The 12,660-nt window shown below is 58.4% G+C and carries 7 protein-coding genes and 4 pseudogenes; 6 read left to right on the top strand and 5 right to left on the bottom strand.

Features of this window, described 5'->3' with window-relative positions:
- Positions 1-28 precede the first annotated feature (28 nt).
- Positions 29-511, top strand: a pseudogene (locus tag NKJ18_RS25520) (IS630 family transposase); the annotation flags it as partial.
- Between the two features lie 356 nt (positions 512-867).
- Here the strand turns inward: NKJ18_RS25520 and NKJ18_RS25515 are convergent.
- From NKJ18_RS25515 to NKJ18_RS25500, 4 genes and pseudogenes are all read right to left on the bottom strand, one after another.
- A complete protein-coding gene (locus NKJ18_RS25515; RefSeq protein ID WP_352760241.1) occupies positions 868-2,916 on the bottom strand; it encodes a 3-hydroxyacyl-CoA dehydrogenase NAD-binding domain-containing protein in 2,049 nt (682 codons plus the stop codon).
- Between the two features lie 76 nt (positions 2,917-2,992).
- A pseudogene (locus tag NKJ18_RS25510) lies at positions 2,993-3,314 on the bottom strand (3-oxoadipyl-CoA thiolase); the annotation flags it as partial.
- Positions 3,315-3,374: 60 nt separating this feature from the next.
- Positions 3,375-4,490, bottom strand: a complete 1,116-nt coding sequence (locus NKJ18_RS25505) for an acyl-CoA dehydrogenase family protein (protein ID WP_352760239.1) — start codon at positions 4,488-4,490, stop codon at positions 3,375-3,377.
- 3 nt (positions 4,491-4,493) lie between these two features.
- Positions 4,494-5,672, bottom strand: coding sequence for an acyl-CoA dehydrogenase family protein (locus NKJ18_RS25500; RefSeq protein ID WP_352760236.1), 1,179 nt, complete (start codon positions 5,670-5,672; stop codon positions 4,494-4,496).
- Positions 5,673-6,027: 355 nt separating this feature from the next.
- Between NKJ18_RS25500 and NKJ18_RS25495 the strand changes: the two genes are divergently transcribed.
- The gene (locus NKJ18_RS25495; protein WP_352760234.1) at positions 6,028-6,636 is read left to right on the top strand and encodes a TetR/AcrR family transcriptional regulator; all 609 of its coding nucleotides are present in this window, start codon (positions 6,028-6,030) and stop codon (positions 6,634-6,636) included.
- A 65-nt stretch (positions 6,637-6,701) separates the two neighbouring features.
- Here the strand turns inward: NKJ18_RS25495 and NKJ18_RS25490 are convergent.
- Positions 6,702-7,118 (bottom strand): annotated as a pseudogene (locus NKJ18_RS25490) (LacI family DNA-binding transcriptional regulator); the annotation flags it as partial.
- Positions 7,119-7,353: 235 nt separating this feature from the next.
- Here NKJ18_RS25490 and NKJ18_RS25485 point away from each other — a divergent pair.
- The 4 genes and pseudogenes from NKJ18_RS25485 to repC form a co-directional block, all read left to right on the top strand.
- Positions 7,354-7,950, top strand: a pseudogene (locus NKJ18_RS25485) (site-specific integrase); the annotation flags it as partial.
- 914 nt (positions 7,951-8,864) lie between these two features.
- The gene (gene repA / locus NKJ18_RS25480) at positions 8,865-10,058 is read left to right on the top strand and encodes a plasmid partitioning protein RepA (protein ID WP_352760232.1); all 1,194 of its coding nucleotides are present in this window, start codon (positions 8,865-8,867) and stop codon (positions 10,056-10,058) included.
- Positions 10,058-11,056 carry a plasmid partitioning protein RepB gene (repB, locus tag NKJ18_RS25475; RefSeq protein ID WP_352760230.1) on the top strand — a complete coding sequence of 333 codons (999 nt, stop codon included), beginning with the start codon at positions 10,058-10,060 and terminating at the stop codon, positions 11,054-11,056. Before repA ends, repB begins: the two co-directional genes overlap by 1 nt.
- A 167-nt stretch (positions 11,057-11,223) precedes the next feature.
- The gene (gene repC, locus NKJ18_RS25470) at positions 11,224-12,561 is read left to right on the top strand and encodes a plasmid replication protein RepC (RefSeq protein WP_352760227.1); all 1,338 of its coding nucleotides are present in this window, start codon (positions 11,224-11,226) and stop codon (positions 12,559-12,561) included.
- Positions 12,562-12,660: the final 99 nt, after the last annotated feature.

Below are 12,660 nucleotides of genomic sequence, written 5' to 3'. Positions count from 1 at the left end.
GTTCTGGCGCTGTTGCGCATGCGAGGTCATTGCCTCGACTTGGCGAAACCTCATAATGATTCTTCGGGGCTTGCGCGGCTTGGCTCCGCACGGCCACTGGCGCACACTGACCTTCCTTGGCGCGCTGCGCTGCGATCGGCTCGCGGCACCTTGCGTCTTCGATGGGCCAATCAACGGCCAATGCTTCCGGGCCTATGTCGAGCAGCAGCTCATCACCGTGCTGAAGCCCGGCGACATCGTCGTCATGGACAACCTGGGAAGCCATAAGTCGGCCGCCATCAGGCAGATGATCAAGGCTGCCGGCGCAAGGCTCTGGTACCTGCCACCTTACTCTCCCGATCTCAATCCAATCGAGCAGGCCTTTGCCAAGATCAAACATTGGATGCGCCAGGCTCAAAAGCGCACCGTCGAGGACACATGGCGTCACATCGGCCACCTCGTCGAAACCATCGAGGCAGCCGAATGCAGGAACTACTTCGAAAACGCCGGATATGCTTCCGTCAAAACGTGAAGGGCTCTAGAGGATTTCGAGGCCGTTGGTGTCTGAGGTACGGACAAGGCATTCGCCGCGCTTGCCCGCAAACGCAAGGCGTAGGGCCAATAGCCTTCACCCACAGCGATCGGGGAAAGGCCTCGCTGACGACCTTCATCCCTACCGCCCCGGCATAAGGCACAGGCGCTCATGACTGACAGCACCCTCGAGCATGATTTCATTTGTCCGGTCGACGCGTAGAACGGTTCATGGATGCAACGCTCTTTCACCCGCCAAGACACCGCCGATCCGTATCGCCAATTATGCGGGTCGAAATGCGGTGGAGAAGTTCGGCTGTAAAGTTGCCCAGTTTGGCCGGTTTCTGTGTGAACATCTCAACGAAGAAGGGTTTCCAGCTCACGCATCGGCCTGAAAATCTCACGCCCGGTATTTTTGAACCAATGGTCCAGCCGCGTCGGAATATCGATCACCTTTTGCTGCGCTGCCCAAAACATCGGGCCGCCTTTGCCAGCCGGAAATCCGTAGCCATAAACCCAAACGAGATCTATGTCCGAGGCACGGCCGGCAATCCCCTCTGCGAGAATCCTTGCCCCCTCATTGATCATCGGAAACAGCGTGCGTTCCACAATCTCGTCCGCAGGTATGGCCCGTCGCGTGATACCTTGTCGTCGGGCAGCACCTTCGACCAGGGCGTCGACTTCGGGATCAGGCTGCGGATCACGGGACCCATCTTTGTAGAGGTACCAGCCTCTCCCAGTCTTCTGGCCGAAACGCCCAGCTTCGCAGAGCGCGTCCGCGATTAGAGCGGTTTTTCCTTGGGCCTTGCGGTTGCGCCAGCCGATATCGAGGCCGGCGAGGTCGCCCATCTGAAAAGGTCCCATAGGCCAGCCAAAATCAGTGAACGCCTTGTCGACCTGCCCGGGGGACGCTCCCTCGAGCAGCAGAGCTTCGTTTTCCATGGCGCGGGCCGTAAGCATGCGGTTTCCCACAAAGCCGTGACAGACACCAACGACGACGGGCACCTTTCCAATCCTGCGCGCGACGTCCAATGCAGTCGCGATAACGTCGGGCGAGGTTTTGTTTCCGCGGACAACCTCCAGGAGCTTCATGATGTTGGCCGGAGAGAAGAAATGCAGCCCAACGACGTCTTGGGGACGCCCAGACGCCTCCGCAATTTCATTGACGTCCAAATAGGAGGTGTTGGTAGCCAGGATCGTACCAGGCTTTGTGGACGCGCCAAGCCGCGAAAATATCTGCCGCTTCACATCCATTGCCTCGAACGCAGCCTCGATGATCAGGTCGCACTCAGCAAGCGCGCCATAGTCCGTGGTTGGTGACAGGCGCGCCAGGCGCTCGGCATGAGCCTCCGCACTGAGGGATCCCCGCGAGACCGAAGTCGCGTAGTTGCGATCGATGATGCCGAGACCGCGTGACAACGCCTCGTCGCTCATTTCGAGAATGGTCACCGGGAAGCCGGCGTTGGCAAGGGACATAGCGATGCCGCCACCCATTGTGCCCGCTCCGATGACGCCAATCCGCTTAACCGTGCGAGTCTGAATATCCTTGTGAGTCCGGTTTGCCTGACGCTCAGCGAAGAAGAGATGCCGCAACGAGTGAGACTCCGGACCGGACACCAATTGAAGAAATATCTTGCGCTCCTCACGCAATGCCTCGTCGAAGGACAGCACAAAAGTATTGCGGACCGCTTCGACGCAGGCGATTGGCGCGCTCAGGCCGCGCACCTTGGCGATGAGACCTTTTGCCAGCGCCTCAAAACGGGATGGATCTGCCCGGGTGGCGGCAAGCCTGTCGTCCCGTTCGCGAGGGGGCACAAGGTCACCGCCCTTGCTGTCGAGAAATGTCCGCAGGAAGGCCACACTGTCGGCCAAGAGGTTCGTTTCCGAGACGAGTTCGGCCAACCCGCTGGCCAAGGCGTCTTCGGCACTGATCGGGCTGCCCGATAGTATCATTTCGAGGGCTTTCTCCGGGCCGACGAGCCGTGGAAGCCTGACCGTGCCGCCGGACCCCGGGATGAGACCGAGCTTCACCTCTGGCAGTCCGAGCTTGGCGTCCGTGTCGACAATACGGAAGGAGGCAGCCAGTGCGAGTTCCAATCCGCCGCCAAGTGCCGTCCCATGAATTGCCGCTACAATCGGCTTACGAATTGCCTCGACCAGCGTGCAGAGATCCGGGAGGAGCGGGGGCTCCAGCTGTTTGGGTGTCCCAAATTCACCAATATCCGCGCCGGCTACAAAGGTGCGGCCAGAGCAGGCGATGACAATTCCCAAGACATCTTCGTCATCAGCCAAGGTTGTCAGCGCCTGGAAGAGTTCGGCGCGGAGCTGCGCGCTGAGCACGTTCACTGGCGGATTGTCGATCATGACGATCGCGATACAATCTTGATTGCTTATTTCCACGAGCATCGCGGTCTCGGATGAGTTTCAGATTGCATGCTTTCGTTGCTCATGGACTTCCTATCGGTGTGGCGTTTCCGGTGACTCAAGCTCGTTCGAGCGCGATCGAGATCCCTACCCTACGCCGATCCACATTGTGGCGAGTGCGTAGCGACCGCTGCTCTGCGGACGCGAGACATACCGAGCGGGTGGCCAAGCGCGATGGCTCCGCCATTCGGGATGACGTGCTCCGCCTCCACGGCAATGCCGAGTTGGCGGAGCACGGCAATGCCTTGGGAGGCAAAGGCTTCGTCGAGCTCGATGAGATCGAACCGTCGGATCGTCGTGCCCAGGCGGGCACGGAGCTTCTTGGTGGCCGTAGCCGGGCTGATGCCCATGATGTGCGGCGTCACGCCGGCAGCACCACCGACCGAGAAAAGCCAGGCGAACGGCAGAGACGTCATGAGGCCGCGTTTGATGCTCATCAATCAAGCCAAGATGTCTGGAGTGCTTTTCAGCAGCGACGCCAGGCAAGCATCATTGTCGCCGAAGGTGATCTGGAAGGCGGTCAGCCGACGGAACAACTTTCCGATCTTGCTTTCCAGGGTCAAGCCAATCGCGCCATGCAATTGAACCGAAGCTTCGCCAACGGCACGGGCCGCCCTATTGAGGAAGAGTTTTGCCGAAGTCAGCGAATCGTGCCGCTCTGATGCAGGACGGCCAAGTTGCATGGTCGCATAAAGCGCCATCGACTTGGCCTGTTCCACCTCCATAAATATATCAACGGCCTTGTGCTGCAGGGCCTGGAACGACCCGATCGGCACGCCGAATTGCCTGCGGGTTTTCAGATATTCGACGGTGATCGAAAGAAGCTCTTCCATGACACCAACGGCTTCGTTGATCGCGGCGACCAAGGCGTGGTCCGTTGCGTCTTCAAGCGCGTTTTCAAACTCTTCGGCTGCCTGCATCAGTCCGCCTGACGACACGCGTACGGCGTCAAAGGCGACGTCTGCGGTTTCACGCCCATCAATCGTTGGGTATTGCTCAATCGTCACGCCTGGACAATCGCGTGCAACGAGGAACAGGCCGATCGTGCCTTTGCCTAATTTTTCGTCTGCTATACGCGCGCTAACGATGAAGTGACTTGCGGTTGCGCCCCCCAGAACGCGCACCTTCTTTCCGGCAAGGACGAAGCCTCCGCCATCGTGGATTGCCATCGTTGCGACATCGCCGCCGCAATAGCCCGATCCCGGCTCGGAATGTGCAACGGCAAGCTGAATGAAACCGTCTATGAGACCTGGGATCAGGGCCGCCTGTTGTTCCTGCGAGCCCGCCGTCTGCAGGAGCCTTGTCCCATAGACGGCGCTGCCAAGGTAGGGGCTGGTGCACAAATGTTTGCCGATCGCCCGCATGACGATCATGGTTTCGACCGGGCCGGTTCCGAATCCGCCAAAGGCGTCATTGAAGGACATACCGAGCAGTCCGACGCTTGCATAATCCTGCCAAACTGACGACGCGTCTGGTCTCCTGTCGGCATGAGCTCCAAGCAGCTTGGAGACAGTTTCTTCAAAGATCTGCTGCTCTTGGGAGAGATCGAAGTTCATCTGTCACAGTCCAAGAATGGTTTTGGCTATAATGTTGCGTTGAATTTCGTTCGATCCACCGTATATTGAGACCTTGCGAAAATTGAAGTAAGCCGCCATCGCGCCCGCGCTTTCCTGACCGACACCCCTTCCCGTCTGGGCACGGATCGCGTCCGGTCCCGCCAGGTCCATGAGCAGTTCGGTGGCCGCCTGCTGCAGCTGCGATCCTCTAATCTTCAGGATAGACGAGGCCGGATCCGGAGCGCCGCTTGCGTCGCCGCGAGATTGGCGGGCCAGGACCTGCATTTGCGTTATTTCCAAGGCTTTCAGGTCGGCTTCGAGCAGGAGCACCCGCGTGCGAAATGCTTCGCTTTCCCACACTGAACCTGTTCCGGTCGGCGCTTGGTTTGCGAGGCGCCGCACGCGGGCAATTCGTTCTTTCGTAAGCCCTATGCGAGCAATGCCCGAGCGCTCGTTGGCGAGCAGGAATTTGGCATATTGCCAACCCTTGTTTTCCTTGCCGACCAAATTGTTCGCGGGAACCTCGACATTGTCGAAAAAGACTTCGTTCACCTCGTGCCGACCGTCAATTGTTATGATCGGCCGCACCGTCACGCCCGGGGAACGCATGTCGACAAGGATGAATGAAATACCGGCCTGTTTCTTGGCCTGTGGGTCTGTTCGCGCCAAGCAGAATATCCAGTCAGCATATTGGGCATATGTCGTCCAGGTTTTCTGACCGTTCAGGACATAGGTCCCGCCTGAGCGCTCAGCCCTGAGCTTGAGCGACGCAAGATCGGATCCTGCATCGGGCTCCGAAAAGCCTTGGCACCACCAATCGTCAAGGTTTGCCGCGCGGGCAAGAAACCGCTTTTTTTGAGGCTCGGAACCAAAAGTGGCAATGACCGGGCCAAGCATATAGCAATTGAACTGAAGCGGCAGTGGAACGGCAGCCCGCTGCAACTCGTCAACGAAGATGTAGCGCTGCACCGGAGACCAAGATCGCCCTCCCCACGCTACAGGCCAATGCGGCACAGCCAAGCCATGCGCATTCAAGATGCGATGCGACTCCTGGATCTCCTCTTTGGCAAGCAGTTGTCCCGCGCTCACCTTCTCGCGGATTGGCGCGGGTATCTCGCGCATGAAAAAACGTCGCAAATGATCGCGAAAATCAATTTGTTCGTGCGAGAGAGTAAGGTCCATCTTGGGGTCCTAGATGCTAGCGGGCGGATTCCGGCGTCGGCTGGGCAACACGCCATTCCTCCGCAATTGACAAAGCCGGCCCATGTGACGCCTTTTGGCCCAGGAAGCTCAACAAGGGAGAGGTATCTCGGCGCCCCGACCGGCACGTGGGCATCGCGCGTCATGGACGTTGCTGTGGCGCTTCCAGCCTGAGAACTCGCCTCCGGAGGGCCGCCCGTTGAAGGTTGACACCAAGAAGACAGACGTCTCTGTAATCAGTGCGAAAATCAATCCTTCCGAGATCAGCCTTAATTATCGACCGGCTGGCCGGTAAGTACCGATGGCAGGGTCGAATGTCAATCATGAGGAAGATGCGATGGAGTCAAAAAAGGCCGCGCCTGGCAGGCCCGCGACGATGCAGATGCCGCGCGAAACCATTCTGGCCCATGCGTCACGGCTATTTGCCGAAAATGGGTACGAGCGCACCGCGCTGCGGGACGTGGCCGCCTCGGTAGGACTCTCCAAGGCGGCGGTGTACCACTACTTTCCCACAAAGCAGGTAATCTACGATGCTATCGTCGCGGACCTGCTGGAGAACCTTCACAATCACGTCGTCGAGCAAGTGGGGCGCCATACCGACGATCCTTCGCGGCTGAAAGCCTTCATGGTTGCCCACGCGGAGTTTTTCGAACAGCACCACAGCGAGTTCATTACGCTTTTGCATGGCGTCAGCGGCATCGGTACGGCGCAGTCGTCGCGGCAAGTCGAAGTACGGGATCGCTATGAGCGGTTCCTGCGCGGGCTTTTGTCAGGGGGAACAATTTCTGGCGCGTTCATTGACTGTGACGTGACGATTCCAGCCAGAGCGATCCTGTCTATGCTGAACTGGATGTCCCGTTGGTTCGACCCCAATGGCGCGCGACGGGCAACCGCATTCGCGTCGGAGTATTTCGATTTTTTTTATCGCGGCCTCATGCCAAGATAGACTGGGTTGGTCTGAGCCAGACAATGCAGCGCACTGGCCGATACCACATGGGTGCTTCACACATCGAGGGGGATGCTCGACCCGAGTTCGGCCAGGATCCGGTGGTGGGACTGCACGCCGAGCGGTGCGATGATGGCACCGGCAATGTTCATCGACTTGAACGTCTGAATCGCCTGGTCTTCCATTTCGGCATGTCCGTCGGAAGACAGCACAAACGCCAGGAAACCGGCTTCGTTGGCGATCGTTTCAATGCGACGCGTCAGCGCCATGTAAAACGGATCCGTCGAATTCGGAATGATGACGCCGAGAATGTTGCTGCGGCGGCGATTGAGATTGACGGCGAACATGCTCGGCCGGAAGCCGGACTTCCTTTGCGCGGCCTCGATCACGTTTCGAGTGTTTTTCCTCACCGAATTGGGGTCATTGAAATATTTGGAAACCGTCGTGCGAGACAAGCCGACAAAGGCCGAGAAATCCTCCATCGTCCTGATCGCGCCAGGAGGGTCATCATTGGATCGGACATGGCACGTCGCCCGGCGATGCGATAACTGCACCCAGCCGGGTTGTCGTACGCGACCGGACGCAAATCTCGGAGCTACTGCTCAAGCACCTCGCGATGGACAAATCGGCGATCTGGTCGCACGTCGGGCTCTCAGAATCGCACCACCGCGACATTCCAAGAACAGAGAGTTCCGATGGGTAGCCCCCCGCAATTACATGACGGCCCTCGGCGCGGTCGACACCGACGACCTGCCTTGCATCGTCGACGCGTCATGGAGATGGGGCGCCCGGATGAAACTCCCTCCCCTCCCTCGCCAGTCTTCGACTTGCGACAAGCATCACTGCCTTCGCATCTCGAAAAGCTGGCCGACCGCGGTGCAATTATGTCGAGGCGGCGAGTTCGGCAAACACCCGTCGCGCTTATGCCGCGGACTGGACGCATTTTTGCGCCTGGTGCGGTGCCAGGCGTTTGATCAGCTGCCGTCAGACCACAAGTTGGGTCGGTCGCGACGTCTGTCTTCGTCGACCTGGACCTATACCCAATGCTGTCAACTGCTCTGCCGCAATGACCGCCATATCGCTACCGTGCTCGCCGGTATCCGCAACAAACACGCCTCCCCTCCCCGACAAAAGGCAGTCGTCCTGCGCGAGGATCTTGTCGCCATGCTGGAAACGCTCGATCGTGGTACGCTGCGGGGTCTGCGAGAGCGCGCCATGTTGCTTTCCGGCTTCGCTGGCGGCTTGCGCCGCTCGGAAGTCGTGAGCCTCGATGTTGCGTGTGATCAAAGCGAGGACGGCCGCGGCTGGATTGAATCTTTCCCGGACAGGGCGTGCTGCTCCGTGCGCAGAAGTTCGCCAATTTGCCTCACTCTCGAGCAGCCGGTCGGCGGATCGGCGCCTTTGTCCCAGTGTTGTTGCACGACTCCGGGGAGAGCTCCGTCGAGATCACCGACGCTGCTTTTGGGCATTGGTAGATAGTTACGATGGGCCGGATCATTCAGAGCTTCCTTGCGAGAACGGCTACTGCCTGACCGCTTGACCTGCTTCGCGTTATGTAAACGCCCCCCTGCCCGTTCCTACACGTCTCTCCCGCACGAGCGTGTCGCACCCTATCTCGTATCCTTCGACCATGGGCAGTCTCACCCGGTTGCGGTCGCGGTCGGCGACGATGGCGACAGAGGCTACTCCGGCTGCGCCGACAGCAAGATAATTTCGGCTATATCGGCAGAAGGGACTCGCCGGCGTCAGCCCACGATGTGCTGTCCGGTTGAGCGCTGCCGCCGCAGTGCGGCAATGCACTCGACGATGGCTGGGTCGGTTGGACGATACAGCCTTTTGGGAACGACCGTTGTCCGCGGACAACGTCCGTTGAGGAATGGCGCGCTTGTCGTTCGCGCCAGCGCTCGGGGGAGGGGCGCCACATCCGGCGGCACTTCCGTTCAGGTCTTGCTCACCGCCGCGCGCATAAGACGGGCAAGGTGCCGCGTGAACTGCCACGCCCTGGCGCCGAACCCGATCTAAATCCATCCCAGCCCAATCTCTCCTTTAAGACTAAGACGGCCGACACCCCTGTAAGCTTCAGGCTGCAGTTGTCCGCGGACAACTGCAGCCTGAGAGGGTCAGCTCTCCTCTTGGTTAAGCGTTTGTAAAATGTTTACGAATCGGACCATACTGTAACTGCGCAGTTTGAATGAAATCTGCATCAAATGCGTAGTTCGAGGCGAGCAATGCTACAAACGTATATGCAAACTGGCGGGCAGGAACATCTGCCGTCGATGTTGTCCGCGGATTCTCTCGAATTGTCACGGCAGCTTCAGTTGCACCAGCAGAAGATTTTCCCCCCAACCTCCCAAAAAACGATCCGGCAATTCACGCCTGCGGAGGCCGCATACTATATCGGCATCGGCGAGGGATACTTAAGACAGGTGGCCTCGGATGGGCATGGGCCTGAACCTTTGGCCAACGGTCGCCGGGTTTATTCTCCTGCCGACATAGAAAACGTCCGTCGGTCGCTCGACGAAAAAAACGGAGCACCGAAATACGTTCCGACGCGTCGGTCTGGCGAGAAACTGCAGGTCGTGGCCGTCATGAATTTCAAAGGCGGTTCGGCGAAAACAACGACTTCGGCACACCTGGCCCAGTACCTTGCTTTGCGCGGCCACCGGGTTCTGGCAATCGATCTTGACCCGCAGGCCTCATTGTCCGCGCTCTTTGGCCATCAACCCGAACTCGATGTGGGCGAAGGCGAAACTCTTTACGGAGCGATCCGCTACGACTCGCCGCGATCGATCGCCGAAATTGTCCGAGCCACCTACACCCAAAATCTGCATATCGTACCGGGAAATCTCGAACTCATGGAGTTTGAACATGAGACACCGAGAGCGATCACGTCGGGTTCGGCGGAATCCATGTTCTTCGCCCGTATCGGCGAGGTTTTGACAGACATCGAGAGCCTATACGATGTCGTGATTATCGATTGCCCCCCACAACTCGGCTTCCTAACGATGTCGGCGTTGTGTGCGGCGACGTCGGTATTGATAACGGTACATCCGCAGATGCTGGATGTGATGTCCATGAGCCAGTTCCTTGCGATGACAAGCGAGATGATGGCGGTCGTCGAAAGGGCCGGTGGTCGTACCAGCTACGATTGGATGCGCTATCTGGTTACTCGCTACGAACCGAACGATGGTCCGCAAAGCCAGATGACCGGCTTCATGCGGGCAATTTTTGGCAATCGGATGCTCCACAATCACATGCTGAAGTCGACGGCAATCTCGGATGCCGGAGTCACCAAGCAGACACTCTATGAGGTCGAGCGACAACAATTCACGCGCGGCACCTATGACAGGGCCATGGAATCCTTGAATGCGGTGAATTCCGAGATCGAAGGCCTACTAAGGACTACTTGGGGGAGAAGGTAATGGCCCGCAAGAATCTCATTGAGGTTTCAACTGCAGAAGAAGCGCCGACTCCTTTGGCGGATGTTAGACCGATCGCCGGCTTTGTGGCGCCGGCGGTTCGCAGTGCGCCCATAGGCGGCATCACAAGAACCCTTGGTAACATCACCCAGAAGTTCGAACGGGCGCAAGACATCGAGAAGCAGCTGGCAGAGGGCAAGATTATCGTCGAACTGGATCCAGCCCTGGTCGACGGGTCGTTCATCAGTGATCGTCTAGGTATCGATTCCGTAGGTCTGAGCGAACTTGTTGGCCAGATCAGAGCGCATGGGCAACAAGTGCCGATCCTAGTCCGGCCTCATCCGAAGACTAGTGGCCGGTATCAAGTCGCTTACGGGCACCGCAGGCTCGCAGCGGTGAGAGAACTTGGCATCAAGGTTCGTGCCGTTATCCGTGAGTTGTCCGATGACCAACTTGTTGTCAGTCAAGGTCAGGAAAACAATGCGCGGACCAACCTGTCATATATCGAGAGAGCGTTGTTCGCTACCCGCCTTGAAGACCGGTCTTTCTCCCGCGAAATCATCATGGCCGCGCTGAACGTCGACAAGGCTGCTTTATCTAAAATGATTACGGTTGTCCGCGCGATCCCTATCGAACTGATAGAAGCAATCGGAGCAGCTCCGGAGGTCGGACGTCGACGATGGATGGAATTCGCAGAAAAGATAGCTAAGGCGGAAATCGATCTACGGGCCCTCCTGGCAACGTTGTCCGCGGACAACTCAAGTGACCAACGATTTCAACGAGCCGCCGATGCCCTCAACACCCTTCCTAAGGCGACCAAGCAACAGCCAAAGGCCAATCTTTGGGCTGCCAAAGACAAATCAGTTAGCGTGAACGTGAAGTCGACCGCGACGAAGTCCGTTGTGACATACGAGGCAAAGGACGGTCCAACCTTCGCGGCATATGTCACGGGGCGACTGGATGACCTCTACGAGGCCTTCCGGCAGTCACAGAAAACATAAACAGGAGACTGAAACCGCAAAAGAAAAAGGCCCCCAAACGACTTTCGTCGTGGAAGCCCTTCTCCGTAGTAGCTGACTGAGAATCGCATCTCCACGAATCACTGTCAAGAGTCATTGGCGTCGTTTTGGCGAGCAGGTTTCTTTTGCCTAATCGAGGGTAAAAGAAAATGGAGACGAATATTGCTACGACGCCCTTTGGGCGGCGTCCGATGACGCTTGGCATGATTTCAAGTCAAGTCACCGCTAGGGCCGTGCCGAAGGACGCGATCGTCCACAAATGGCATGTCTTCCAAGATATCAAGGACGCCAGGATCGCCCTGGGCGCCACTGATCGCGCTTTGGCTATTCTCGACGCACTGTTGTCGTTCCATCCGGACACGGCATTTTGTGGCGACAGCGAACTGGTTGTATGGCCATCCAACGAGCAGCTGATCCGCCGCGCCAATGGCATGCCCCCAACGACGTTACGCCGACACCTGGCCGTTCTGGTCGAGTGTGGATTGATCATCCGTCGGGACAGCCCAAACGGCAAGCGCTTCGCCCGGAAAGGGCAGGGGGGCGAGATCGAGCAAGCCTATGGCTTTGACATCTCGCCGCTCGTGGCGCGCGCTGAGGAGTTCAAGGATCTTGCGGATGCGGTCAGATCTGAGAAGAAGGCATTTCGTCTCGTTAAGGAGCGGCTTACCATATGCCGACGTGACATTGTCAAAATGATCGACGCCGGGATTGAGGAAGGCGTGCCGGCGAACTGGGGCAGGATTCAGCAGGCCTACCAGGCGATTGTTGGTCAGATACCACGCACTGCACCCAGGCAGACCCTCGAGGCGATTGCCGAAGAGCTTGAAGGCCTTTGGGTTGAAGTGCGTGAAGCATTGGAATCGTTTGTAAAAACACGAAAAATGGACGCCAATGAGTCCCAAAATGGGCGCCACATACAGAATTCAAAACCAGACTCTAAATTTGAATCTGAAAGCGGCCTAGGAAATAAAGACGAAGCGGGCGCCAACCTTGCGGACACCGATAACGTACGGAGCCTGCCAAAGCGCGAGCTGCCGTTGGGGATCGTGCTGGATGCCTGCCCCAACATGCTTTGGCTGGTGAAAGGCGGTGGCGGAATCCGCAACTGGCGTGAATTTCTGGCCGCGGCCGAGATTGCCCGGCCGAGCATGGGCATCAGCCCGAGCGCCTGGGAGGGGGCGCGGACGGCAATGGGCGAGCAGCAGGCGGCGATTGCCATTGCCGCGATCTACCAGCGGCAGGACCAGATCAATAGCGCCGGCGGCTATTTGCGCAGCCTGACAGACCGGGCAAAGGCCGGAAAGTTCTCGGTCTGGTCGATGGTGATGGCCTTGTTGCGGGCCAAGCTTGACGCGTCGACGGCGACCGGAGCTGAAGCCGCGGCCGTCGATTTGGAGACGGCCGGCAAGGTCGTGCGCACCGAGTCCCGCCTGGGAATCAGCGATGCGTTGCGCCGCAGCCTCGACAAGCCGGGGCGCGGATCATGATGAGGCGGGCAGGTTTGATACGCACTATAGGGCTTGGACGGTCCTTGCAGCGCTTATCGGGACGAGCGTCTGAGAGCATCGAGGGCACGAAAAACGAAC

This window comes from Mesorhizobium sp. M0217 (assembly GCF_040321955.1).
Taxonomy (GTDB): domain Bacteria; phylum Pseudomonadota; class Alphaproteobacteria; order Rhizobiales; family Rhizobiaceae; genus Mesorhizobium.
The sequence above is the reverse complement of the archived record's forward strand: the minus strand, read 5'-3'. Positions and strand labels throughout refer to the sequence as shown.

Bases quoted from the DNA above. Each gene is read 5' to 3' on its own strand.
- NKJ18_RS25505 (WP_352760239.1), bottom strand. From the start codon at position 4,490: ATGAACTTCGATCTCTCCCAAGAGCAGCAGATCTTTGAAGAAACTGTC.
- repB (WP_352760230.1), top strand. From the start codon at position 10,058: ATGGCCCGCAAGAATCTCATTGAGGTTTCAACTGCAGAAGAAGCGCCG.
- repA (WP_352760232.1), top strand. From the start codon at position 8,865: ATGCTACAAACGTATATGCAAACTGGCGGGCAGGAACATCTGCCGTCG.
- NKJ18_RS25495 (WP_352760234.1), top strand. From the start codon at position 6,028: ATGGAGTCAAAAAAGGCCGCGCCTGGCAGGCCCGCGACGATGCAGATG.
- NKJ18_RS25515 (WP_352760241.1), bottom strand. From the start codon at position 2,916: ATGCTCGTGGAAATAAGCAATCAAGATTGTATCGCGATCGTCATGATC.
- NKJ18_RS25500 (WP_352760236.1), bottom strand. From the start codon at position 5,672: ATGGACCTTACTCTCTCGCACGAACAAATTGATTTTCGCGATCATTTG.
- repC (WP_352760227.1), top strand. From the start codon at position 11,224: ATGGAGACGAATATTGCTACGACGCCCTTTGGGCGGCGTCCGATGACG.